The sequence below is a fragment of the Streptomyces sp. NPDC058246 genome (assembly GCF_042881985.1).
GTDB lineage: Bacteria > Actinomycetota > Actinomycetes > Streptomycetales > Streptomycetaceae > Streptomyces.
This window is the reverse complement of sequence record NZ_JBHVWZ010000040.1, coordinates 57,432-81,398: the sequence shown is the minus strand read 5'-3', so window position 1 is coordinate 81,398 and position 23,967 is coordinate 57,432. Positions and strand designations below refer to the sequence as shown.

Sequence of the window (23,967 nt, the reverse complement as noted above, 5' to 3'; positions counted from 1 at the left end):
CCCCTGTTCAGGGGCGCGGGAAACCGCGCGGCCAGCCCCGTCACGCCGCCAGTGTCCCCGGCCCGATCACATGCGGGCCGAACTTCGCTCGCGCTCGGTCCGCGACCTCCTCGATCCGGCGGACCTTCTCGTCCACAGGGTCGAAGGTGAGCTGGTGGGAGGCCTGCTCGGCGGGCGTCAGCCCCTCGGCGCGCAGGGCGATCGCACGAACCCGGGCACGCTGGAGGCCGAGTGCCTCGTACAGGGCGTACGCGGTGGCGGTGAGCGCCGAGGAGTGGGCGGTCGGTTCCTTGAGGGTGCGGCTGCGGGTGGTCGAGGAGCGGTCGGCGTAGCGGACGGTGAGGGTCAGAGTGCGGCAGACCTTCTCCAGGGCGCGCAGCCGGGTGCCCAGTTCCTCGGTGGCGGAGAGCAGCGCGCGGCGGTGCAGGGACGGGTCCAACTCATCGCGGGAGAAGGGGCGTTCGGCGGCAAGAGAGCGCGAGGTGGCGTTCGGGACGACCCGGCCGCGATCGACGCCGGACGCCTTCTCGTGCAACTCGCGGCCGGCCCGGGCACTGGTGAGGCGTTGCAGCGTGGACAGGGGCGCGGCGGCGACCTTGCCGATGGTGTCGAGGCCGTACTCGCACAGGGTGCGGGCGGTGGCGCCGCCGACTCCGGGCAGCGCGGCGACGGGCCGCTCGGCGAGGAACTCCGCTACGGCGTCCGGCTCTTCGGGCACCACCCGGGTCACCCCGGGCTCGGCGTCCCGCAGCGCCATCCGCGCGAGCATCGGCCCCGGTCCGGCGCCGATCACGCAGTCGATCCCGTACAGCGCGAGTGCCCGCACCCGGATCAGCGAGGCGAACTCCACGGCGATCCGCCCGAAGTACCGTTCGGCGCCCCGTAGATCCAGCAGCGCGCCGTCGGGCGGCAGCGCCTCGATGACAGGGGTGAACTCCTCCAGCAGTCCGAGGAGCCCCGGCAAGGCGGCCTCGTACATCGGAGGCAGCTGGAAACGTACGCAGAGGATGGTCATCCCGCACTCCCCGGACTCTGGTGCCACAACTTCTTTCCCCCCGCGGGCCCTTCGCCCGCGGGACGCAGATCGGCCCAGGGGTGCATCTCGTACCCCGTGGGCAGGCGGATCTTCCGGCTCTCCTTCGCGTCGCCCGGCTCCGGCGGTGGCTCCGGCGCGGGCTCCGCCGCCAGCCGTGCCGCCACCACGTCGAGACCGCCCTCGGCGCGCAGTTCGACCAGCTCGGCGAGGTTCCAGGCCGCCGCGCCCACCACACTGAGGCTGCGCGGGCCCCGGCGCTGCACCACCCCACGCACCAGCAGCAGCCAGGAGTGGAAGACGGTGTGGGCGCAGGCGTCGTGGGAGTCGTCGAAGAAGGCGAGGTCGACCAGGCCGGTGCCGTCGTCCAGGGTGGTGAAGATGACGCGTTTGCCGGAGCGGATCGGCGGGGTCTGGGTGGCCGCCTTGGCGCCCGCGACCAGGACCGTCTCACCGTGCCGCGCCTCCCGCAGCCGGCGTGCCGTGACCACGCCCAACTCCCCCAGGAACTCCCGGTGGTCGTCCATCAGATTGCGCGAGGCGTCCATGGAGAGCACGCCCAGCTCGGCGCTGAGCCGCTCCGCCGAGGAGAGGTCGGGCAGCCCGGCCGAGGCGGTCTTCCGCCCGCCGGACAGCGGCAGTTGTCCTCCGCGCCCGGCCCTGGACCCCCGGTGCAGCTCGGTCAAGTGCAGTTGCAGATCACGGCGGTTGGCGCCGAAGGCGTCCAGCGCGCCGACCTGTGCGAGCCGCTGCGCGAGCGGCCGGCTCGGCCGGGCCCGCTCCCAGAAGTCGAGCAGCGAGGCGTACGGCTGTCCGTCCGCGATCCGCGCCGCCTCGGCCTCGCTGATGCCGTGCACGTCGGAGAGTGCCAGCCGGACTCCCCAACGGCTGGAAGCAGCAGTAGATTCAGACACCAGTTCGATACGGTGGGCGACCGCCGACCGGTTCACGTCCAACGGCAGGATCGGCACCCCTCGTCGCCGCGCGTCCGCCAGCAGCAGCCGCTTCGGGTACATCCCGGGGTCGTGCGTGAGCAATCCCGCGTAGAACGCCGCCGGGTGATGGGCCTTCAGCCAGGCCGACTGGTACGTCGGCACGGCGAAGGCGACCGCGTGCGCCTTGCAGAAGCCGTACGACCCGAAGGCCTCGACGATCTCCCAGGTGCGCGCGATGGTCTCGGCGTCGTACCCCTTCGCGGCGGCGTGCTGCGCGAACCAGAAACGGATCCGCCCCTGCGACTCGGGGTCGGAGAGCCCGCGTCGTACCCGATCCGCCTCGTCCCGCCCGCAGCCGGTCATGATGTCGACGATGTCGATGATCTGCTCGTGGAAGACCACGACGCCGTACGTCTCCTTCAGCGGTCCCTCCAGATCGGGGTGCGGATAGCGGATCGGCGCCCGCCCGTGCCGCGCCTCGATGAACGGCCGCACCATGTCGGCGGCGACCGGCCCGGGCCGGAAGAGCGAGATGTCGACGACGAGGTCGTGGAAGGTCGCGGGCTGGAGCCGCCCGACCAGGTCCCGCTGGCCCGGCGACTCGATCTGGAAACAGCCCAACGTCTCGGTGGACTGGATGAGTCGATACGTCGCCGGGTCGCCCGGCGGTACCGCGTCGATGTCCGGCCGGTCCCCCGTGGCCCGCTCCACCTCGGCCACCGCGTGCGCCATCGCGGACTGCATCCGGACCCCGAGCACGTCGAGCTTGAGCAGCCCGAGGTCCTCGACGTCCTCCTTGTCGAACTGCGACATGGGGAAGCCCTCGCCGCTGGTCGGCATGACCGGCGTACGGGCGAGCAGGGAGGCGTCGGAGAGGAGCACCCCGCACGGGTGCATGGCGATGCCGCGCGGGAGGGCGTCGAGGGACTCGACCAGCTCCCACAGCCTGCCGTACTTCTCCTTCTCTCCCGCCAGCTCTCGCAGTTCGGGCAGCTCGTCCATCGCAGCGCGGGCGTCGCGGGCGCGGATGTGCGGGAAGGACTTGGCGATCCGGTCGATGTCGGCGGGGTCCAGGGAGAGGGCGGCGCCCACGTCGCGGATGGCGTGCCGGACCCGGTAGGTCTCGGGCATCGAGACGGTCGCGACCCGCTCGGTGCCGAACCGGCCGATGATCGCGCGGTAGACCTCCAGACGGCGTGCGGACTCCACGTCGATGTCGATGTCGGGCAGCACCGCGCGGCGCTTGGACAGGAAGCGTTCCATCAGCAGCCCGTGCTCGACGGGATCGGCGTGCGCGATGCCGAGCAGGTGGTTCACCAAAGAACCGGCTCCGGAACCGCGCGCCGCGACCCGGATGCCCATCATCCGTACGTCGTCCACGACTTGGGCGACCGTCAGGAAGTAGGAGGCGAAGTTGTGGTGGGCGATGATGTCCAGTTCACGGTGCATCCGCTCCCAGTAGGCCCTCTTGCGTTCATAGCCGCGCAGCACCATCCCCGCCGCCGCCCGGGAGGCCAGGACGCGCTGGGCGGTGCGGCGGCCGGCGCCGACGAGGTGCGGTTCGGGGAAGTGGACGGTGCCGAGGCCGAGGTCGTCCTCGGGGTCGACGAGGCATTCGGCGGCGGTGGCCTGGGTCTGTTCGAGCAGACGGTACGCGGTGTCGCGGCGATAGCCCGCGGACTCGACGATCCGTTCGGCGACGCCCAGCATGGCGGCCTCACCCTTGAGCCAGGCCTCGCCGGAGTCCAGTTCCTTGCGCGGGTCGACGGGGACCAGGCGCCGGGCGGCGTCCAGGACGTCGGCGACCGGACCCATGCCGGGGTCGGCGTACCGGACGGCGTTGCTGAGCACCGGCCGCACCCGCTGCTCGGCGGCGAAGCCGACGGTACGGGCGGCAAGGCGCAGCGAGCCGGGTCCGGTGCCCTCGCGGCCGTGCCAGACGGCTTCCAGACGCAGGTCGTCGCCGTAGATCTCCCGCCAGGGCACGAGCAGCTTCGCGGCCCGGTCGGGGCGTCCGGCGGCGAGCGCGCGGCCGACGTCGGAGGCGGGGCCGAGCAGCACGGTCAGGCCTTCGGCGTGGTTGTCCGGCCAGGGCAGCAGCGGCTGGCCGCCCTCGGTGGCCGCATGGGTCGCCGTAACGATTCTGCAGAGGTCGGCCCAGCCGGTCGCGCCGTCCCGGGCGAGGAAGGTCACGCGAGGTGTCGACTCATCGATGAAGGCACCGCCACGCACCGGCGGCCGGCGCCGCTCCCCCCGTACGGGCTCCCCGACCGCCAGCTCCGCACCGAACAGTGGACGGATGCCCGCCTTCACGCAGGCCTTGGCGAACCGGACCGCGCCCGCGAGGGTGTCCCGGTCGGTGAGGGCGAGGGCGTCCATGCCCCGCTCGGAGGCACGCTCGGCCAGCCGCTCCGGGTGCGAGGCCCCGTATCGCAGGGAGAACCCGGAAACGGTGTGCAGATGCGTGAACCCTGGCACACGCACCTCCCGTACCCGTCCGTGTCCACGGGCTCCTACCCGAGCCCTCGAACAGTTGTTCCCAACTACCTCACCCCCACCATAGACCAATTTCCGAACATGTGTGCGACATCCATTCAGACCCGCCTCACCTGCGCAAACGCCGAACGGGCCGGGCCGTGGGGGCACGACGCGCTGCCGATGCTCCCGCCCACTGGAGAGCGGCATGATCACGGTGCCGGGGGCACAGTCGCCAGGGGCGGCCGCCCCCATGGCACACACGGAGCCCCGCCCCCGCACAAGCGGGGACGGGGCTCCGTCGAGGAGTGCGGCCCGTCAGCCGATCTGCGCCCCGAACGTCGAGAGCGCCTCCGTGACCGGCTGGAAGAAGGTCTCCCCGCCGGAGGTGCAGTCACCGCTGCCGCCGGAGGTGAGGCCGATCGCGGTGTCGCCGTCGAAGAGCGAGCCGCCACTGTCGCCGGGCTCGGCGCAGACGTCGGTCTTGATGAGCCCGTTGACGATGTCGCCGTTGCCGTAGTTCACGGTGGCGTCCAGGCCGGTGACCGTGCCGCTGTGCACATGGGTCGTCGAGCCGCTGCGGGTCACCTTCTCGCCGACGGTCGCGGCGCCCGCCTTGGTGATGGGCTGCGAGGAACCGTTGTAGAGGTCGACCTCGCTCGGGTGGGCGACGTTCCCGGTGTACTTGACCAGGCCGAAGTCGTTGTCCGGGAAGCTGGACTGCTCGTTCGTGCCGATCTGGTTGCCGCTGGAGTCCGACCAGGTGGAGATCGCCTCGGTGCAGTGCCCGGCGGTGATGAAGTACGGCTGGCCGCCCTTGACCACGTTGAAGCCGAGCGAGCAGCGCCCGCCGGAGCCGGAGATGGCGTCGCCGCCCGCGATGAAGGGCTTGAACTCCCCCTTCGTATGCTGGAGTTCGGCCTTGCTGCCGAGACCGTCGACGACCTTGGTCAGCTTGGCCAGCTCGGCCTTGGAGACCGTACGGTCCGCCGTCACGACGACCTTGTTGGTGGCCGGGTCGGTCGCCCACGAGGTGCCGGGGATGGTCGCGTCCTGCTGGAGCGCCGTACGGGCGCTCTTCAGCTCGGCGAGGGAGTTCTCGACGATTCTCGCCTTGGCGCCGGCCGCCGCGACCGTCTTGGCCGCGGTCTCGTCGAGCACGTTGACGACGAGGTGCTGCGACTTCGCGTCGTAATACGTTCCCGCCGCGTCGGCGCCCAGATCCTCGCCGAGTGTCGAGGCGAGCTTTCCGGCCGCCGCGACCGAGAGGGTGTGCGGCGCGGGCGTGTTCGGGGTCTCGCTCGCGTTCGCAGTCTGGAAAGTGACTCCGGCGGCGACGAGCGCGGCGATGCCCGCCCCGGTCATGACGGCACGCCGCCTGAGTATGCGTCGGTGCTTCAACTTACGTCCTCCTGTGGGGGGTTGGTCACGGGGGCTGTGGGGGCCGCCGGGACCGGAAGGCGTACGGACATGGACCCGGCACACGACAAGAAATTGCGCCGGAAGGCATCGAGCCGTGTCCATGCCAGTTGTTCGCGGCCCACTATTCCGAGGCGCACAGGGGGCACACAAGGTCGACTTCAGGACGCGCGTACGCCAACGGGCGTACGCCCCCTGCGCCTTGACTGCGTGTGGTCACACCACGTCGGTTCCCCGTGCAAACACTCCGCGCACGTGGCCGGTGGGCAGTCTGTGAGGTCTAGTCCTGTCTTGTTTCCGACCCATCGGCGTCCGGATCCGAGGAGGCAGCCTGCGACGGCAGTTGCTCCTGCACCGGTTGCCGAACCGCGGGCGGCGTCCGCTCGGGCGCCGGGGCACCCGGCTGCTGCGCCCGTTCCAGGAACCGCAGCAGCTCCACCGGGAAGGGCAGGACCAGCGTCGAGTTCTTCTCGGCCGCGACCGCCACCACCGTTTGCAGCAGCCGCAGTTGGAGGGCCGCCGGCTGCTCCGACATCACCCCGGCAGCCTCCGCCAGCTTCTTCGACGCCTGGAGCTCCGCGTCCGCGTTGATGACCCGGGCCCGCCGCTCCCGGTCGGCCTCGGCCTGCCGGGCCATCGAGCGCTTCATCGTCTCCGGCAGCGACACGTCCTTGATCTCCACCCGGTCGATCTGCACGCCCCAGCCGATCGCCGGGCTGTCGATCATCAGCTCCAGACCCTGGTTGAGCTTCTCGCGGCTGGACAGCAGATCGTCCAGGTCGCTCTTGCCGATGATCGAGCGCAGTGAGGTCTGCGCCATCTGCGAGACCGCGAAGCGGTAGTCCTCGACCTGGATGACCGCGTCGGCCGCGTCGACCACCTTGAAGTAGACGACCGCGTCGACCCGGACCGTCACGTTGTCCCGCGTGATGCCCTCCTGCGCGGGCACCGGCATCGTCACGATCTGCATGTTGACCTTACGAAGCCGGTCCACGAAGGGCACGACCATCGTGAACCCGGGCCCGCGCACGTCCGAGCGCAGCTTGCCGAGCCGCAGCACCACGCCCCGTTCGTACTGTTTGACGACACGGGCCCCGGCCATCGCATAGACCAGCCCCACGGACGCGACGGAGACTCCCGCCGCCACCAACTCCTCGACCATCACGGCCCCCCAGGGTCCGGCGTGGACGCATCAGGCCTGTACAGCGCGCCAGCGTGCACAGCGTGTGCTTCGACGGTAACTCCGGCACCTGGACAAGGGCGAGCCCCCGCACGCCGGTTGCGTGCGGGGGCTCGCCTGCTGCTGGCTGCAGGCCTGGCCGTGCGGAAGCCATGTGGGGGGTACCGGCGCATCGGTGGAGGAACAGCCGATCCGCCGGCCGGTCGATCAACAGCCAGTGGGTCAGCCGACGCTCACGCCGTAGTAGTTCAGCGCCTCGACGACCGGCTGGAAGAAGGTCGTACCGCCGGAGGAGCAGTTTCCGCTGCCACCGGAGGTGAGACCGTAGGCGGTGGAACCGGCGTACAGGGGGCCGCCGCTGTCGCCGCCCTCGGCGCAGACGGTGGTCTGGATCATCTGGTAGACCACGTCGCCGCCGCCGTAGTTGACCGTGGCGTTCAGCGCGGTGACCCGGCCGCTGTGCGTGCCGGTGGTCGAGCCGCGACGGTAGACGGTGGTGCCCACGCTGGGCGTGGCGGCACTGGTGATGGTCTGGCTGCCGACCGAGCTCGGGTGGGCGACCGAGGACGTGTAGCGCACCAGCGCGAAGTCGTTGGTCGGGAAGCTGTAGCTGACGTTGGTGCCGAGCACCGAGCTCTGGCCCGAGTTGGAGTACCAGGTGGAGGCGACCTCACCGCAGTGGCCGGCGGTCAGGAAGTAGTAGGTGCTCCCGCTGTGCACGTTGAAGCCGAGCGAGCAGCGGTAGCCGCCACCGTAGATGGCGTCGCCGCCGGTGATCAGCTTCTTGAACTTGCCCGGGGTGTGCTTGATGGTGAGGGCTGAGGCGTTGCTGCCCGCGTCCTTCTTGATCTTCGCGATCTCGGTCTTCGAGACCGTGCTGTCGACGGTGACGACCACGCGGTTCGTCTTGGCGTCGACCGCCCAGGCGGTGCCCGCGATGTCGGACTTGAGTACCGACTTGTTGACACTGCTCAGCTGAGTGGCGCTGAAGGTCTGGACGTCGGATGCGTTCGCGCTGGGGACCGCGAACGATGCGGCGGCCACGAGGCCGGTGGTGACGGCGATCAGCCGGGTCCGTCTCGTTATGCCACTGCGAGGGGTGGTGCGCTTGATCCTCACGTTTCGTTCCTCCGAAGGGAAGTCGGGGGCCCCTCGTGTCGTGGGGTGGGGGGCCCGTGAGGCGCAGCCGGGGGCCGCCCGTCCGGATTCCGGACAAGCCGTGCCCCTGACAAGCGCTGAGGGGGAGTATTCGGCCGCACGGCCGACCGGCGCAAGGGCGCCTTTCGGCCGTGCAGCGTTCAACTTGCCTGTGTCCCGCGGCGGTTGATCACCCGGGCCGGAAAAAGCCCGGATACCCCCACAAGCCTTCACAGGCCCCGGCGCCCGCCGAACCCCGGAAGCCCCAGCGCCCTCCGGACGTCCCGGAAGCCTCAGCGCAGCCGGCGCTCCCCCGCCTCGATGACCGCGCCCAGCGTATTCCCGGGCGGCGGGAAGGGGCAGATGAAGTGGTCGGCGAATGCGCACGGCGGGAGCACGGCCCGGTTGAAGTCCACCGTCGTACGCCCCTCGGCGTCGGGCGCCGCCGGGCGCAGGAACCGGAAGCGGTAACTGCTGTCCCCGCTGGTGGCGTCGGCGAAGACGGCCCACAGCGAGCCGTCGCTCTCGACCGACACCTGGAGCGTGAGGTCCTGCCCGTCCAGGGTGAAGGCGAGGACCCCGCCGAGCCCGAGGCCGCGGGCGACACCGTCCGCGTTCTCGACGCGTACGGTGCGGCTCTCGCCGTACGGCGTGAAGTGCCCCGGCACCGACCAGCGCGGGTCGTACGCGGTCGCCTCGATGCCCTGGAAGGCCCCGCGCGCGGGTGCGGCGGGGTCGTAGTCGCGTACGCCCCAGATCCCCTCGCGCACGAGGACGACGAACCGCCGCTCGCCGCGCCCGACACGGGCCCCGGCCGGCGATCCGAGATCGGCGTCGAGCACGACCTCGCCGGTGAAGGGCTCGCCGTCGACGGTGAGTCCGTCCTCGGCCGTCGCGGTCAGGACGACCGCGTCGTCCTTGGCGGTCCAGTGCCCGGGGATGTCCGGAAGTCGACCCTCCGGATAGTCCTCGATCCAGTGCGTGCCCGTGAGCGCGAGCGGCCCGTAGGGCGCGGACACCGTCTCGGTGCGGTGCTCGTGCCAGTGCTTCCAGTCCTCGGATGCGTCCGTCGTCATGTGATCAACCCTTCCATACGGACTGCGTCAACCCGAGGTGTGAGCGCAGCGTCGTGCCCGTGTATTCCGTGCGGAACGCGCCACGCTCCTGGAGCAGCGGCACCACCCGGTCCACGAACTCGTCGAGTCCGCCGGGTGTCAGATGCGGTACGAGGACGAAGCCGTCGGCGGCCTCCGTCCGGACGAACTCGTCCAGCTCGGCGGCGACCGCGTCCGGAGTGCCGATGAAGGACTGCCGCCCGGACGCCTCGATGACGGTCTGTCGGAGGGACAGGCCCTTCTCCCGCGAGAGGGTCCGCCACTGCTCGGCGACGGCATAGAGGTCTTCCCTGTTCGAGCGGAGCCGAGAACCTGGGGAAGGATCGGCGACCCGCACTCGGCCCTGGACCAGGGTCGACTGCGGGTCCGGGTCGATGTCGGGGAAGGGTCCGTCGGGGTCGTACGAGGACAGGTCGACACCCCAGATCTGCTCCAGGGTGAGGATCGCGTTCTGCGGCGAGATCTGCTGCCGCCTGATCTCGACGGCCCGCTCCTGCGCCTCGGCGGCGGTGTCGCCGAGCACGAAGGTGACTCCGGGCATGATCTTCAGGTCCTCGGGCGCCCGCCCGTACGTCGCGAGCCGGCCCTTCACGTCGGCGTAGAACTCCCGCCCCGCCTCCAAGGTGCCGTGCCGCGTGAAGACGACATCGGCGGCACAGGCGGCGAACTCGCGGCCCTCCGGCGAGTCCCCGGCCTGGATGACGACGGGGTGCCCCTGCGGCGGCCTCGGCACGGTGAACTCGCCCGCGATGTCGAAGTGTCGGCCTCGGTGCGCGAAGGGGCGGGGCAGCCCGTCCGCCCCCGCCTCGGCCGGTAGCCAGGAGTCCCACAACTCCCGTGCCGTCGCGACGAATTCGGCGGCGCGGGAGTAGCGCTCGGCGCGGTCGAGACAGCCGCCGCGGCGGAAGTTCTCCCCGGTGAACGCGTCCGGCGACGTCACCACGTTCCAGGCGGCCCGGCCCCCGCTGAGATGGTCCAAGGTGGCCAGCCTGCGGGCGAGTTCGTACGGCTCGTTGAAGGTCGCGTTGACCGTGGCGGCGAGCCCGAGCCGCTCGGTGACGGCGGCGAGCGCGTTCAGCACGGTGAGGGACTCCGGCCGCCCCACGACGTCGAGATCGTGGATACGTCCCTTGTGCTCGCGCAGCCGCAGCCCCTCGGCGAGGAAGAAGAAGTCGAACAGTCCGCGCTCGGCGGTACGGGCGAGGTGCTCGAAGGAGGCGAACTCGATCTGGGACCTGGAGCGCGGGTCGCTCCAGACGGTGGTGTTGTCGACACCGGGGAAGCGTGCCGCCAGATGCATCTGTTTACGGGCCCGTACGGTCATGACGCTCCCCCTGTCACGGCGTACCGGTTGGCGGGCCGGGCGAGACCCAGGTGTTCCCTGAGCGTGCTGCCCGGATAGAAGGTGCGGAACAGGCCGCGGTGCTGGAGCAGCGCGACCGTGCCGTTGACGAGCCGCTCCAGGTCACGGCGTGGCTCGAGGGGCGTGAGGTGGAAGCCGTCGGCGGCGTCGGCCTGGTGCCAGGCGGTGATCAGCTCGGCGAGGTCGACGGGGCCACCGCGGTACAGCGGGCCCTGCGCGGTCTGCCGGGGTCCGCCGCCGCCATGGCCCGGCTCGGCCGCGCGCTCGCCGTCACCGAGGTCGACGGTGAGTCCGACGAGGACGCGCAGGTCGTCGGGATCGCGCCCGAACTCGGCTGCCGCGCTCCGCAGTTCGGCCCGTACGGCGCGCGCCTGCGCCGGACCCGCGACCCGGACGAGCGCCACGTCCGCGTAGCGGGCGGCCGTCCGCCGGGCGGGCCCCTCGGTCGCGTCGACGACTCGTACGGGGTGGCCCTGCGGCGGCCTCGGCACGATCGAGGGGCCTTTCACGAAGAAGCCGGTGCCCTCGAAGTCGACATGGTGCAGCTTGTCCCGGTCGATGAAACGGCCCGTGGCCTCGTCGCGTATCTCGGCGTCGTCCTCCCAGCTGTCCCAGAGCCGGGCGGCCACGTCGGCGACCTCACCGGCCTCCCGCCACAGCGCGTCGGCGGGCGCCGCGTGACGGCGGCCGAACAGCCGGGCCTCGCCCTCGGTCGTGGACACGTCGATGTGCCAGCCGGCCCGGCCCCGGCTGACCCAGTCGAGGGTCGCGACGGCCGCCTGGACGTGGAAGGGCTCGGTGTGGGTGGTGGTCACGGTGGGCACCAGACCGATCCGGCCGGTGACGGGCGCGATCCGGGACAGCACGGCGAGCGCGTCGGGTCCGGGCCGCGCGAACGTGTCGCCGAGCGTCACGAAGTCGAGCGTGCCGCGCTCCGCGAGCTGCGCGAGCTCGATGTACGAGGCGGCGTCGTAGGCCGCCTGCTGATCGAGGGCGGCGGCCAGGTGCGGCAGTGCCCGGCCGCGGGGTGCGGTCATCAGGAAGGAACCTTTCGGGGGCCTTGGAAAACGTTCAGAGAACCTTGGAGAGAAACGCCCGGGTGCGCTCGTGGCGCGGCTTGTCGAGTACGTCGCCGGGCGCGCCGCGTTCGACGACGCGGCCGTCGTCCATGAAGACAACGGTGTCGGCGACCTCGCGGGCGAAGCCGATCTCGTGGGTGACGACGATCATCGTGGTGCCCTGGTGGGCCAGGTCCTTGATGACGTCGAGGACTTCACCGACCAGCTCGGGGTCGAGCGCCGAGGTCGGCTCGTCGAAGAGCAGCAGCTTCGGTTCCAGGGCGAGCGCGCGGGCGATGGCGACGCGCTGCTGCTGGCCGCCGGAGAGCTGCTTCGGATACGCGTCGGCCTTGTCGGCGAGCCCGACCCGGTCGAGCAGCCCGCGCGCGGTTTCGACGGCGTCCTTGCGGGGTCGCTTCAGGGCGGAGACCGGCGCCTCGACGATGTTGTCCAGCACGGTGAGGTGCGGGAAGAGGTTGAAGTTCTGGAAGACGAAGCCGATCTGCGTGCGCTGCTTGAGGATCTCGCGCTCGCGCAGCTCGTACAGCTTGTCGCCGGAGCGTCGGTAGCCGACGAGCGCGCCGTCGACGCTGATCCACCCCTGGTCGACCTTCTCCAGGTGGTTGATGGTGCGCAGCAGGGTCGACTTCCCGGAGCCGGAGGGCCCGAGGACGACGGTGACCTCGCCGGTCCGCACTTCGAGGTCGACGCCTTTGAGCACCTCCAGCGAACCGAAGCTCTTGTGGACGGACCTGACCGCGACCATGGCCGTGGCGCCGGCCGGATCGTCCTTGGTGAGTGACGCGCTCATGGGGAAGTTCCTTAGGGAGGTGGGGGATCTGGACGGGACGCGTTCAGGCGGCGCGACAGGACAGCGCGCGCAGGAACGAAAGCGCGGCACGCGCCGTCGCGTCGTTCTGCCGGAAGGCCGGGCCGCCGGTGCGCGGCCGGGTGAACGCGCCCGCCCCGCGGGCGTCGGTGTGCGGGCCGAGCGCGAAGCGCCGGGGGTGCGGGGTACCGGAACGGTCCAGGACCCGGCCGTCGGCGGGGTCGACGGCGAGCAGCCCCTCGGGCGTCGCGGCGGCCCCGTCGGCGTACAGCTCCCGCAGCAGCGAGTCCCGCGCGCGCTCGACCGTGGGGTGCGGCAGCCGGGCCTCGACGAGCGCGCGGGCCTCGATCGCGCTGCCGGGCACGGTGGCGCTGCCCGCCCGGAAGACCCCCTCCTCGGCGGTGACGGTCATGTCGGCGCCCACGAATTTCAGGATGCCCGCCCGCGACAGCGCGAGCATCTGCCGCAGCCGCGGTCCGGGCGGCCCCGACGCCAGATAGCTGAAGAAGCCGTGCCACCAGGAGCCGATGTCACCGAGCCGGACCAGCTGTGCGTAGACGGAGAGAAGTGCGAAGAAGACCGCGAAGTCAGGGCTGTGGTCCGGATGGTGACGTCTTCTCAGATCCTCTTCGATGTAGCCGCGCAGGCCGGTCTGGAGTTCCTCGTACGAGGTGTGCCGCACCCCGTCCAGCGGATGGTCGAGGGCGGTCAGGTCCAGCCGGTCGGCGGGATCCGGCACGGCGGACGCCACCAGCGCCTGGATCTCGGCGCCTTCGCCGGCCGTGTACTTCTCCTCGAAGTCCGTCCAGGCGGTCCGGGTGCGCTCGGGGTGCGCGGCGAACAGCCGGTGGTAGTGCGCGAACCCCAGCTCCTTCTCGATCAGCGGCCACACGTCCCGCCGGAAGTCGAAGCCTTGGGGGCGTGCGAGGAACGCGTCGACTTCGGCGGGTCCCAGGAACCGTGGCAGCGGGGGCCGTTCGCCTTCCCAGTCGTAGCCGATCTTGGAGTGGTAGGGGACGCCGCGCCGGGAGCCGACGTGCAGGATCGGCTCCCGCCCGGACGGGAGGTAGGTCTCCCCGTCGTAGCGTCCGCCGCGTCCCTCCGTGAGCAGCACCATCAGGTCGACGAAGGCGAGCCCGAAGCCGCGGACGAGGACGGGTTCGCCGGGCGCGAGGGCGGACAGATCGCTGTCGGCGGTGAAGTCCGGCGGCAGATGGACGAGCCCGTGCTCGCGCGCGTACGCGGCCAATTCGCGCTGTTCGTCGTCGAGTTCGGCGTCGAGATGACCGAGGGTCAGGACGACCAGGTCGGCGAGGAGCGGGCGCGGCCGGCCCTCCAGCCACACCTGCTGGCGGCCCTCGCGGGGGCCGCTCACGCGCAGCGCGCGGCACGGATGGTGATGGACCCGGATGCCCGGCGGCAGGGCGGCCACGGCACGCTCGTACACCCAGCGCATGTACGCGCCCTGTCGGGGCCGGTCCGCGAAGGTGCGCCCCTGGAGACGCGCCCACTCGTGCAGGGTGGGGCCCTCGGTCACCGGTCCGGCCATGTCCACCGTCTCGTCGGTGAACATGGTGACGTCCTGGGCCTCGGAGTTCATCCACAGCAGCGGCGACTGCTCCTCGCGCCAGACGCGTCCGGCGCCCGGCGGATAGGGGTCGACGAGGTGGATGTCGAAACCCTCGGAGCTTGCGGGACCTCCGGGACCCGCGGGCCCCGATCCGGCGTACAGCTCGGGCGCGTTGGCGGCGATGCGCTCGACGAGACCGGTCCCCCGCGGACCGGCCCCGACGATCACCAGCGAGGGCCGCAGCGAACCCTTCGGAGCGCTCATCGCGTGCGCTCCGAACCGCGCGCGTAGTGCTTCTCCACGTAGTACTGGCCGATGCCGAGCACCGAGGTGACGACGGTGTACCAGATCGTGGCCACCATCAGCAGCGGGATGACCTGGTAGGTGCGGTGGTAGACGAGCTGCACGGAGAAGAGCAGGTCCTGGACGGCGATGACGCTGATGATGGAGGTGCCCTTGAGGGTGCCGATCAGCATGTTCCCGGCGGGCGGCACGATGGAGCGCATCGCCTGCGGCAGCACGATCCTCCACCAGCGGCGCCACCGGCTCAGACCGAGCGCCTGCGCGGCCTCGATCTGGCCGCGGTCGACGGAGAGGATGCCGCCGCGGACGACTTCGGCGGCGTACGCGGCCTCGTGGAGCGTGAGGCCGATGATCGCGACGGCCACGGGGGTCAGCAGATTGACCGTCTTCACCCCGAGGATTTGCGGATACAGCGCCCCGATGTTGAACCATAGCAGCAACTGCACCAGGATCGGAATCGACCGGAACAGCCACACATACCCCCAACTGACGCTGCGCAGAACGGGGTTGGAGGACAGGCGGGCTGCGGCGAGCAGTGCCCCCAGCACGAAGCCGAGCGCCATGACGACCGCGGTCAGCCACAGGGTGAGCCACAGGCCGCGCAGCACGGAGTCCGAGGTGAAGTAGTCACCGACCACGCCCCACTGGAACGCCTTGTTGCGGACGACGGAGGTGATGGCGAGCCCGAGCAGGACGAGCACGGCGACCGCGGCGGTCCACTGGCCGAGACGGCGCTGCGGAACGATCCGCAGGGAGTCCGCCTGCTCAGGTATCTCCGGTGCGGCGGGGGCTTTGGCGAGGGTGTCGGAAGACATGCGAACGCTCCGTGATGCGTCGAGTCGAACACGGTGAGTGCCTTCACACGGAGCGCCGGGGCGCTGTACGGCCGAGCCCCTCAGCAGGGCCGTCCACCGAGAGTACGGGGCCGTTTCCCCTCACTGTCAAGGCTGTCCACACTGTGAGCCGTACGTCTCAAGTCAGTTGACGCGAAACCGGATGCCTGTTCCACTTGGCCCATGCATCCACAGCAGTGGCTGGTCAAGCGCTCCCACATCGACTTCGGTCGAGTGTGGTCCTCTTCCTGTTGAGCCGACCCACTGCGCACCCCGATCTATTGATCCGTTGATCTCCTGATCCGTTGATCTCCTGATCCGTTGATCGATCGGGCGCCTTTCGCGTTCTTCCCCTTCGCCTTCACACGCGCACCCCTCCCCTCGCGCTCCTCTCCCTCTTGCCTTCAGGAGACCGCACACGATGCGTACGCCCACGCGTGCCCGTAATCGGGTTTTTATACCCTTTGCTCTCATCACTTCGGCGGCCCTGCTGCTCACCGCGTGCGGCTCCGGCTCGGACAGTTCAGCCAGTGGTGCCGCAGGGACGTCGGCACAGGCCGACAAGATCCCCACCACCGACGTCGTCTCCGGCATCGCGAAGGACGAGGCCGCCGCCAGGCTGCTGCCGAACGGCGTCACACACCTCACTGTCGCGGTCAGTGTCGGCGGCACCCCGCCCGGTACCACCTACCTCGACGACGGCAAGACGTTGACCGGCCAGGACGTGGACTTCACCCACGCCGTCGCCAAGGTCCTCGGCATCGACCTCAAGACGGAGCAGGCCAGCTTCGAGGCGATACTGCCCGCCCTCGACAGCGGCAAGTACGACTTCGGCGCCAGCAACTTCGGCGTCACCGACGAGCGCCGCAAGACCATCGATTTCGTCACCTACATCAATGACGGCCAGGGCTTCGCCACCCGCGACGACAGCAAGCTCACGAAGATCACCGACCTGAAGCAGCTGTGCGGCCTGAACGTCGCGACCACCGCCGGCACGACCTTCGAGGCGACCCTGGAGGAGAACAAGAACGCCTGCGCGGACGCCGGCAAGAAGGCGTACAAGGTGCAGACGTACAGCGAGCAGGGCGCGCTCTGGTCCTCACTCCAGCAGGGCCGCAGCGACATCGTGATGAGCACGATCAACGGCCTGCGCTACGCCGTCGACCACCAGCAGGGCGTCAAGTTCCTCAACGAGTTCCACCGACTCGACGTCGGCTTCGCCTTCAAGAAGGGCACCAAGCTGGCCCCCGCCTTCCAGGCCGCGGTGAACAAGCTCATCGCCGACGGGGCGTACGCGAAGATCCTGAAGAAGTGGGGCACGGCGGGCTCGGCGATCCCGAAGTCGCAGATCTCCCCGCCGGAGCTGAAGGGCTGAGCCTTCCGACACCCGCCGCCTCGTGCCCCGTACAGGAGCGCCCTGTACGGGGCACGAGGAGCATCACGCCAAGTGCAGGAGCGCGCCGCCCGAGCGGCGAAGAGCATCACAGCCCCGTACAGAAGCGCCCCGTCCGAGCGGCGAAGAGCATCACAGCCCACAGTCGCAGCACGAGCAGCATTCGCAGCACTCACAGGCCTCGCAGCAACCGCAGTCACAGTCGCAGTTGCTCAGGCACCCCTCGCGCTTCTTGCGCGACCACGGCCCCTCGTACTCGTCGGCGCAGCACACCTTGCAGGTGCAGCACAGCCCGATCGCGGCCGCGCACCCGGCCCAGAAGCCGCGCCTACCGGGCTGGGGCGGCGGCCCGAAGGAGCCCGCCGGCCCGAACGAGCCCTCCGGCGCAACGGATCCTCCCGGCCCGATGGATCCTCCCGGCCCGAAGGACGCCTCCGGCGCATGCCCGCACCCCGCCGTCCCGAACGCCCGGTCCACCGACCGCCCCAGCTCGTGCGCGAGCAGCAGATGCGCCAGCCTGCCCTCGGCGAAGTCCACCTCGCGCAGCGCGAGCCGTATCCCGTGCAGGGCGTCGTCGGCGAGCCGTCGCGCCTCGGCGAGGGACGTACCGGTGGCCGCCAGTGGATTCCACGCGCCCGACGCGGCGTCAGTTTCCCTGTCCTCCACGGCGTCCAGGAGATGCGCGAGCCGGCCGAAGAGCCGTCCGGCCTCGGCGAGCGGCTCGGCATTGCCGGGGCGTCCGGCCAGCACGGCGGTGTGCGCGAAGGCGGCGGCGGTCGCGGTCTCGGTCGGTTCGGTGACGGTCAACAGCGGCGTGCCGGGCCCGGCCAGTGCCTCGATGCCGATCTGCCGGTCCACGGCGTCGACGAGTACGGCGGTGTCGAAGCCGACGTCGGAGCCGGTCCGCGCACCGGCCCTGCCCCAGCTCGAGGCGACCCGTCGCGCGGCCAACGCCACGGGCCTGCGGGCCAAAAGGCCGTCCCCGTCGGCGACATGGTCACGCACCTTCGCCGAGGCGAGCACCAGCGAGACGGCGGCGGCGAGCCGTGCGCCCTCTCCTTGCGCGACGGACGCGGTGCGCATACCGCGGAGCGGACAGGGCCCGGCGGTGCGCCGCCATTGCGTCGTCCGCTCGGCCTGAGCCTCCGTCAAAACCGATATCAGCAGGCCGTCATAGTTGGTGACGATCCGAGCGAACTGACCATGGTCTCCGCGCAGCGCGAGGCACAGCCCGCACAAATGCGCCATCCACTGCGTCTTGAGCCCTTCAGCGAGCCGGTGGCTGCAGGGCCTGACGATTCCGAACACGACACCCCCCCGTGACACGTACGACGTTGAGCTGCGGCATCGTATCGACCACCCCGTTCACCCGTACGCCCCAGCCGTCACCCGATCGCCGTCGCTCATCATATTTCACTCTCAGTCAGCAGCTGTATCCAGCAAGACCCTTGGGACACGCGGGCTCTCGACGTATGCGCTGTGCACCAGTACCGTCACGAAACCCCCGCGCGGCGTCTATCCACTTGGCGCGACATCCGCATCATGGACGACCATGGGGATGCGGAAAGCAAGCAAGACCGCTGTGAGAGGAGGCGTCCATGGGATCGGTGCGCAAGGCGAGTGCCTGGCTTGGCCTCGTCGACGACAACGATGACGAGCGTTACTACGACGACGACAACTACTCCGAGGGACAGGACACCGGCGATGCCTGGGTCACCGACCCGCGCGTGAAGGTCGCGTCGGAGACGGCGGAGGAGAAGGGCCGCCGGATCGGCACGGTCACCCCGGACAGCTTCCGGGACGCACGCGGCATCGGCGAGCTCTTCCGGGACGGCGTCCCGGTCATCATCAACCTCACGTCCATGGAGCCCGCCGACGCCAAGCGCGTGGTGGACTTCGCGGCCGGCCTGACCTTCGGTCTGCGCGGCACGATCGAGCGGGTCGCCACCCGTGTCTTCCTGCTGACCCCCGCCAACACGGAGATCGTCAGCGGCGAGGCCGCGGGCCGTCAGACGGACGGTTTCTTCAACCAGAGCTGAGGCAGGGCCGCTCACCGGCCCTGCCCCGCGGGGTCCTACCGTCTCTACCGGAACGCATCGAGTCCGGTGAGCGCCTTGCCCAGCACGAGTTGGTGCATCTCGACGGTGCCTTCGTAGGTGAGCACCGATTCGAGGTTGGTCGCGTGCCGCATCACGGGATATTCGAGCGAGATCCCGTTGGCGCCGAGGATGGTACGGGCGGTCCGGCAGATCTCGATCGCCTCTCGTACGTTGTTGAGCTTGCCGAAGCTGACCTGTTCGGGACGGAGCCGTCCCGCGTCCATCCGCCGCCCGAGGTGATGGGCGAGCAGAATCCCCTTGTGCAGCTCGACCGCCATGTCGGCGAGCTTGGCCTGGGTGAGCTGGAAGCCGCCGATCGGCCGCCCGAACTGCTCACGCGTCTTCGCGTACTCGACGGCCGCCTCGAAGCTGGCCCGCGCCGCCCCCATCGCACCCCACACGATCCCGTACCGCGCGTGCGAGAGACAGCTGAGCGGCCCCTTCAGCCCGGTCACCTCCGGCAGTACGGCGTCGGCGGGCAGTCGCACGTCGTCGAGGATCAGCTCGCTGGTGACGCTGGCCCGCAGTGACCACTTGTGCTTGATCTCGGGCGCGGAGAACCCGGGCACGTCCGTCGGCACGACGAATCCCCGGATCCCGTCGTCGGTCTGCGCCCATACGACCGCGACCCCGGCGACGGACCCGTTGGTGATCCACATCTTCCGTCCGTCGAGGACCCAGTCCCCGCCGTCGCGCTTGGCGTAGGTCCGCATGGAGGCGGGGTCGGAGCCGTGGTCGGGCTCGGTGAGCCCGAAGCACCCGATGACCTCGCCGGCGGCCATCCGCGGCAGCCAGGCCCGCTTCTGCTCCTCGCTGCCGAACCGGTGGATGGCGTACATGGCGAGCGAACCCTGCACGGACACCAGCGAGCGGATCCCGGAGTCGGCGGCTTCGAGCTCCAGACAGGCGAGCCCGTACTGCACGGCACTGGCCCCCGCGCACCCGTACCCCTGGAGCGACATCCCGAGCGCCCCGATCCCGCCCAGCTCCCGGGCCAGCTCCCGGATCCCGGGCAGTTCCCCCTTCTCGTACCACTCGGCGACGTGAGGCAGCACCCGGTCCGCGGCCCACGCTCGCACGGTGTCCCGGATGGCGAGGTCCTCCGGCTCCAGGAGGTCGTCGATGCCGAGGGGGTCGGCGGGGTCGAAGGGCGGGAGCTTCGAGGACGCGGACATGGGGCAGCCTCCGGACGACTAAAACTAGCATCGCTAGTTACGATTCCGACCCGACGTTACGACGCAGTGTCCCGCAAGTCCAGGCCGCACCCGACGCGGAACCGGCGGCCGCCGACGGCGAGTCACCGCCACGGGAGACCGGCACTTGCCCACAGAGTCGAAGCAGGCGAGGCGGTGCGCGGGCGGGAGAACCGGCGGGCGGGAGAACTAGGCGGAGACGCGGGGCTCGGCGACTTCCCGAGGCGCGGGGATCGCGGAGCCCGCCGCAGGCACTCCGCACTCCATGACCCGCGGCAACCGCAGCGCCATCACCGCCCCGAGCAGCAACAACCCCGCGCTGACCAGCAAGGTCACATGCAGCCCGTGCACGAAGGAATCCCGGGCCGCCTGCCGCAGGGCCGCACCGGGAGACCCGCCGAGCCGCCCGGCAACCTCGTACGCCTCCCCGAGCGAGTGCCCGGCAGCACGGGAATCGGCCGCCGGGACCCCCGGAACCGACGCCAGCCCCGGCGCGTACGCGGCGTTCATCACGCTCCCGAGGAACGCTATGCCGATCCCGGCGCCCAGCTGGTACGAGGTCTCACCGATCGCGGCGGCTCCGCCGGCCTGCGCGGGCGGCGCCTCGCTCAGCATCGACTCGTAGGCTCCGAAAAGCGTCGTCTCCAGTCCGAATCCGAGCAGAACGAACCCGACGACCAGCAGTCCCGTGTTGTCGTCCCCACCCATCGCGGTGAGCGTGATCACCGCGGCGGCGGTGAGGCAGAACCCGAAGCAGACCATCGCGCGCGGTCCGAAGCGGCGCAGCATCTTCGCCCCGGCGAGCCCCGAGGCCATCGCCGCGACGGTGAGCGGCAGCAGCCGCAGCCCGGTCTCCAGCGGGGACAGCCCGAGCACGAGCTGCAGATACTGCGCGGCGATCAGCTCGAGCCCGACGAGGGCGAGCATGGCCAGCACGATGCATCCCACCGACGTACTGAACGCGGGCCGCGAGAACATCCGCAGGTCGACCAGCGGGTGCGCACGCCGCCGCTGCCGCCGTACGAACCCCGCCATCAGCACGGCGCCCCCGAGCAGCGGCACCAGCGTGAACGGGCTGAGCGAGGCCTCGTCGCCGCCGAGCCGCTTCACCCCGAGCACGAGGCCGAAAAGACCGGCGGCGGCCATCAGGGCGCCGACCACGTCCCAGGGGCCATCGCGGTCGCCCTTCGACTCGGGCAGCAGCAGCCGCCCGATCGGCAGGCTGATCAGCATCAGCGGGATGTTGATGAGGAAGACCGAACCCCACCAGAAGTGCTCCAGGAGGAAGCCGCCCAGCAGCGGCCCCACCGCCGCGCCCACCGCCGCGACCGCGCTCCAGATGCCGATCGCGAGCGCCCGCTCGCGCCGGTCGGGAAAGACCTGGCGCAGGATCGAGAGCGTCGCGGGCATGATCATGGCGCCGCCCACGCCGAGCAGGGCGCGCGCGCCGATGAGGACCTGGGCGTTGTCGGCGAGTGCGGCAATACCCGAAGCGACGCCGAAGAGTCCGTACCCGAGGAGAAGAATCCGTCTGCGGCCGACGCGGTCACCCAGCGTGCCGAAGAGGATGAGCAGCGAGGCGCAGACGAGCGGGTAGACGTCAACGATCCAGAGCAGTTCTATCGCGCCGGGCCTGAGGTCCTCGGTGACGGCGGGCACCGCGACATGCAGCACCGTGGCGTCGAGGGCGACCAGCAAGAGGCTGACGCAGAGGACGACGAGGACGACCCAGCGGTTGGCACCGGCCCCGGCCTTCCGGCGGCATCGCGCAGCGGCCGTGGTCGTCCCGGACATGCAGTACCTCCCAGATGTTCCCTCGCGTTCGGCGGATACCGCGGGGTGGGGACTCCCTGCGGTTGCGGCCTGGGGAGCGGAATCCCGGCCCACGCAACAAAGGCGAGTGAGCGGCCAGCGTACGCGAGTTCCCGTCGATGACGCGTGGCAGACCTCTCACGTTCTTCCCGCCGAGGGTGTGGTGTGCACCACGCTCCCCTCGGTGCACCACGCGGGGCAGGGGCGGCCGGTTCCGTCCGGCCGCGCCCCCGGGACCGGCCTGGTACGCGGCCGTCCACGTCCTGGTCGTACCCAGCCGGTCGTACCCAGCCGGTCGTACCCAGCGGTCGTCACCCCGCTCGCGCCGCGCGCGCCGAGCCGCCTCGGCTCGAAACCGCGTACGTCCAGGTCAGCGCCGGTTCTCCGCGGGGCCGCCGGTCGGCCGGCCGGCTCCGGTCGGCCGTGATCCACTCCCCGACGCCCGGTGAGCGACCGGTGAGCGTCCGGCGAATTCCGCGCCAGGATTCGGTGAACGAATATATAAGCGGCATAAAAACAAGCTGTGTGTGATCAATGGAATTTAAGGGTCCACCAGTCGAGTGATTAGAGATTCATTGGAAATAAACATCGATCTGAGAGGAATCCCACATCACATCGTCATCACAAAGCGAGTGAATCGGCCTGGGACGCAGCTCACTCGCTGTAACGTCGATTGGGTGCGTACCGAACGAAACCTCACCCGTCTGGACCGGGTCTTCGCCCGGCTGGACCGTGAGCCGGAACGACCGGCCCACATCGATGTACCGCGGATGACCCGGCACAGGGTTGTGCTCTTCGGAGCCACCCTGGCCTTCTACGTGGCCATTGTGTGGGCCGTGGCGATCACTTCATGGCTGGTCCGGTTCGACTGGCAAGTCATGTTCTTCCGGCCCTATCAGCAGTGGCCGGAGATCCACGCGTTCCTCGACTACTACGTGGTGCTCGGCCAGCGCGGCCCCACCGCCGTGATGGTCGCCGCCTGGCTCGGCTGGCGCTCCTGGCGACAGCACACCCTGCGCCCGCTGCTCACGCTGGGCGCCTCGCTGCTGCTGCTCAACATCACGGTCGGCGCCGCCAAGCTCGGCATGGGCCGCCTCGGCCCGCACTACGCCATCACGATCGGCTCGAACGAGATGGGACTCGGCGGCGATATATTCCCGTCGGGCCACACCGCCAACGCCGTCGTGACCTGGGGAATCCTGGCCTATCTGGCCTCGACCCCGAGGGCCAGACGCTGGCTGTCCGCGCTCTCCGCCGTGGTCTCGCTCGGCGTCGGCCTCACCACCGTGTACCTCGGTACGCACTGGCTGAGCGACGTGCTCCTGGGCTGGGCCGCCGGCCTGCTGATCCTGCTGGCGCTGCCTTGGGTCGAGCCGCTGATCGCCCGCGCCGAGGCCTGGATCTTCTCGTTGCGCGACTCCTGGCGGGCCCGCCGCGGCGACACCGCCCCGGCCCCGGTCCCCGCTCCGGCCGGTGCACCCGTCATGGTCACGCAGCCCACCCGCGCGGACGCAGAGGTGCCGGCCCGCGAGACGGTCGCGGCCGCCCGCTCGCCCCGGGCGCCCGTCTACCTGGCCCCCGGCCCGCACTCGGCCCGCTCGGAGCGCACCCCGGTGACCCCGGCGGGCAGCCGCCGCCCGCCGCACTCGGACCGCGTGCCGCGCGGGACCACGACGACCCCGGCCCGCCCGCTGGCGGGCGGCTGAACGCCATAGGACAATCAGAACAAGAAAGACAGCGGGGCCGGTACGCACAGCCTCTCCCCGCACCGTGAAGGCCCCGGCTCCTGACGAGCCGGGGCCTTCGCACGTGCCGACGCATACCCGATACGGGCCTGGGGTCAGCCCTTCCAGCAGCGGGTCACCCTGCCGTCGGTGACCTCGAAGTTCAGCCGCCCGAAGCGGTACTCCATGGTGATGATGGCGCCGGGCGGCAGCGAGCGCACCGAGGTCCAGCCGTGCTCCCGGGCGCGGCGCTCGGCGCTCCTCTCCTCCAGTCCGACGTAGCTCTCCGGACTGTCCTGGGGCTCTGCGGGAGGGGTGGGAATGGGTGCCATGACCGCCACGTTAGGCGGCGCTCCCCGGCCGGGGAAGCCCGGGCCCGACACCAAGGGTCACCTATCCCCCTCCGGTCACGCTTCTGTCACAGGATCACGACACGCGTTTCGGCCGAACCCCCGTCACACGTACGAGGGGTTCGGTACGTGTTCCGCACGCCTTC

General features: G+C 70.6%; 18 protein-coding genes. 3 read left to right on the top strand and 15 right to left on the bottom strand.

The window, feature by feature from the left end; genetic code table 11:
* Positions 1–40: 40 nt before the first annotated feature.
* The 11 genes from ACFVXA_RS36485 to ACFVXA_RS36435 form a co-directional block, all read right to left on the bottom strand.
* Positions 41–1,015 carry a hypothetical protein gene (locus ACFVXA_RS36485; RefSeq protein ID WP_390028345.1) on the bottom strand — a complete coding sequence of 325 codons (975 nt, stop codon included), beginning with the start codon at positions 1,013–1,015 and terminating at the stop codon, positions 41–43.
* Positions 1,012–4,446: a DNA polymerase III subunit alpha gene (locus ACFVXA_RS36480; protein ID WP_390028344.1), complete on the bottom strand. Its 3,435-nt coding sequence runs from the start codon at positions 4,444–4,446 to the stop codon at positions 1,012–1,014. The genes ACFVXA_RS36485 and ACFVXA_RS36480 overlap by 4 nt, the downstream gene beginning before the upstream one ends.
* A 315-nt stretch (positions 4,447–4,761) precedes the next feature.
* Positions 4,762–5,844, bottom strand: a complete 1,083-nt coding sequence (locus tag ACFVXA_RS36475) for a S1 family peptidase (protein ID WP_390028343.1) — start codon at positions 5,842–5,844, stop codon at positions 4,762–4,764.
* A 298-nt stretch (positions 5,845–6,142) separates the two neighbouring features.
* Positions 6,143–7,024 (bottom strand): slipin family protein, encoded by an 882-nt coding sequence (locus ACFVXA_RS36470; RefSeq protein ID WP_383747302.1) that lies wholly within the window; start codon positions 7,022–7,024, stop codon positions 6,143–6,145.
* A 240-nt stretch (positions 7,025–7,264) separates the two neighbouring features.
* A complete protein-coding gene (locus ACFVXA_RS36465) occupies positions 7,265–8,161 on the bottom strand; it encodes a S1 family peptidase (protein ID WP_362030812.1) in 897 nt (298 codons plus the stop codon).
* Between the two features lie 311 nt (positions 8,162–8,472).
* Positions 8,473–9,255, bottom strand: a complete 783-nt coding sequence (locus ACFVXA_RS36460; RefSeq protein ID WP_362030814.1) for a DUF1684 domain-containing protein — start codon at positions 9,253–9,255, stop codon at positions 8,473–8,475.
* Positions 9,256–9,259: 4 nt separating this feature from the next.
* Positions 9,260–10,618, bottom strand: a complete 1,359-nt coding sequence (locus ACFVXA_RS36455) for an NtaA/DmoA family FMN-dependent monooxygenase (protein WP_384025378.1) — start codon at positions 10,616–10,618, stop codon at positions 9,260–9,262.
* The gene (locus ACFVXA_RS36450) at positions 10,615–11,694 is read right to left on the bottom strand and encodes an LLM class flavin-dependent oxidoreductase (RefSeq protein WP_384025375.1); all 1,080 of its coding nucleotides are present in this window, start codon (positions 11,692–11,694) and stop codon (positions 10,615–10,617) included. The genes ACFVXA_RS36455 and ACFVXA_RS36450 overlap by 4 nt, the downstream gene beginning before the upstream one ends.
* A gap of 34 nt (positions 11,695–11,728) precedes the next feature.
* A complete protein-coding gene (locus tag ACFVXA_RS36445) occupies positions 11,729–12,526 on the bottom strand; it encodes an amino acid ABC transporter ATP-binding protein (RefSeq protein WP_362030821.1) in 798 nt (265 codons plus the stop codon).
* A gap of 43 nt (positions 12,527–12,569) precedes the next feature.
* Complete coding sequence (locus ACFVXA_RS36440; RefSeq protein WP_384025372.1) at positions 12,570–14,378, bottom strand: FAD/NAD(P)-binding protein; 1,809 nt, start codon at positions 14,376–14,378, stop codon at positions 12,570–12,572.
* Complete coding sequence (locus ACFVXA_RS36435) at positions 14,375–15,232, bottom strand: amino acid ABC transporter permease (RefSeq protein ID WP_383911047.1); 858 nt, start codon at positions 15,230–15,232, stop codon at positions 14,375–14,377. The genes ACFVXA_RS36440 and ACFVXA_RS36435 overlap by 4 nt, the downstream gene beginning before the upstream one ends.
* Positions 15,233–15,671: 439 nt before the next feature.
* On the opposite strand from ACFVXA_RS36435, the gene ACFVXA_RS36430 reads away from it, so the two are divergent.
* Entirely contained in the window at positions 15,672–16,625 is a 954-nt protein-coding gene (locus ACFVXA_RS36430; protein ID WP_384025370.1) for an ABC transporter substrate-binding protein, read from the top strand.
* A gap of 150 nt (positions 16,626–16,775) precedes the next feature.
* On the opposite strand, the gene ACFVXA_RS36425 is transcribed toward ACFVXA_RS36430, so the two are convergent.
* Positions 16,776–17,951 carry a DUF5685 family protein gene (locus tag ACFVXA_RS36425; protein WP_390028341.1) on the bottom strand — a complete coding sequence of 392 codons (1,176 nt, stop codon included), beginning with the start codon at positions 17,949–17,951 and terminating at the stop codon, positions 16,776–16,778.
* Positions 17,952–18,241: 290 nt separating this feature from the next.
* On the opposite strand from ACFVXA_RS36425, the gene ACFVXA_RS36420 reads away from it, so the two are divergent.
* The gene (locus ACFVXA_RS36420; protein WP_362030831.1) at positions 18,242–18,682 is read left to right on the top strand and encodes a cell division protein SepF; all 441 of its coding nucleotides are present in this window, start codon (positions 18,242–18,244) and stop codon (positions 18,680–18,682) included.
* A gap of 44 nt (positions 18,683–18,726) precedes the next feature.
* Here the strand turns inward: ACFVXA_RS36420 and ACFVXA_RS36415 are convergent, their stop codons facing one another.
* Together ACFVXA_RS36415 and ACFVXA_RS36410 are read right to left on the bottom strand one after the other, a co-directional pair.
* Positions 18,727–19,917 (bottom strand): acyl-CoA dehydrogenase family protein, encoded by a 1,191-nt coding sequence (locus ACFVXA_RS36415; protein ID WP_362030833.1) that lies wholly within the window; start codon positions 19,915–19,917, stop codon positions 18,727–18,729.
* Between the two features lie 207 nt (positions 19,918–20,124).
* Complete coding sequence (locus tag ACFVXA_RS36410) at positions 20,125–21,729, bottom strand: MFS transporter (protein WP_384025364.1); 1,605 nt, start codon at positions 21,727–21,729, stop codon at positions 20,125–20,127.
* 695 nt (positions 21,730–22,424) lie between these two features.
* Here ACFVXA_RS36410 and ACFVXA_RS36405 point away from each other — a divergent pair.
* Complete coding sequence (locus ACFVXA_RS36405) at positions 22,425–23,453, top strand: phosphatase PAP2 family protein (protein WP_362030836.1); 1,029 nt, start codon at positions 22,425–22,427, stop codon at positions 23,451–23,453.
* A gap of 134 nt (positions 23,454–23,587) precedes the next feature.
* Here ACFVXA_RS36405 and ACFVXA_RS36400 read toward each other — a convergent pair whose 3' ends face one another.
* Entirely contained in the window at positions 23,588–23,803 is a 216-nt protein-coding gene (locus ACFVXA_RS36400; protein WP_362030838.1) for an I78 family peptidase inhibitor, read from the bottom strand.
* Positions 23,804–23,967: the final 164 nt, after the last annotated feature.

Excerpts from the sequence above, each read along its gene's own strand:
- ACFVXA_RS36485 (WP_390028345.1), bottom strand. The coding sequence starts at position 1,015 with ATGACCATCCTCTGCGTACGTTTCCAGCTGCCTCCGATGTACGAGGCC.
- ACFVXA_RS36470 (WP_383747302.1), bottom strand. The coding sequence starts at position 7,024 with ATGGTCGAGGAGTTGGTGGCGGCGGGAGTCTCCGTCGCGTCCGTGGGG.
- ACFVXA_RS36460 (WP_362030814.1), bottom strand. The coding sequence starts at position 9,255 with ATGACGACGGACGCATCCGAGGACTGGAAGCACTGGCACGAGCACCGC.
- ACFVXA_RS36455 (WP_384025378.1), bottom strand. The coding sequence starts at position 10,618 with ATGACCGTACGGGCCCGTAAACAGATGCATCTGGCGGCACGCTTCCCC.
- ACFVXA_RS36450 (WP_384025375.1), bottom strand. The coding sequence starts at position 11,694 with ATGACCGCACCCCGCGGCCGGGCACTGCCGCACCTGGCCGCCGCCCTC.
- ACFVXA_RS36445 (WP_362030821.1), bottom strand. The coding sequence starts at position 12,526 with ATGAGCGCGTCACTCACCAAGGACGATCCGGCCGGCGCCACGGCCATG.
- ACFVXA_RS36440 (WP_384025372.1), bottom strand. The coding sequence starts at position 14,378 with ATGAGCGCTCCGAAGGGTTCGCTGCGGCCCTCGCTGGTGATCGTCGGG.
- ACFVXA_RS36435 (WP_383911047.1), bottom strand. The coding sequence starts at position 15,232 with ATGTCTTCCGACACCCTCGCCAAAGCCCCCGCCGCACCGGAGATACCT.
- ACFVXA_RS36430 (WP_384025370.1), top strand. The coding sequence starts at position 15,672 with ATGCGTACGCCCACGCGTGCCCGTAATCGGGTTTTTATACCCTTTGCT.
- ACFVXA_RS36420 (WP_362030831.1), top strand. The coding sequence starts at position 18,242 with ATGGGATCGGTGCGCAAGGCGAGTGCCTGGCTTGGCCTCGTCGACGAC.
- ACFVXA_RS36415 (WP_362030833.1), bottom strand. The coding sequence starts at position 19,917 with ATGTCCGCGTCCTCGAAGCTCCCGCCCTTCGACCCCGCCGACCCCCTC.
- ACFVXA_RS36410 (WP_384025364.1), bottom strand. The coding sequence starts at position 21,729 with ATGTCCGGGACGACCACGGCCGCTGCGCGATGCCGCCGGAAGGCCGGG.
- ACFVXA_RS36400 (WP_362030838.1), bottom strand. The coding sequence starts at position 23,803 with ATGGCACCCATTCCCACCCCTCCCGCAGAGCCCCAGGACAGTCCGGAG.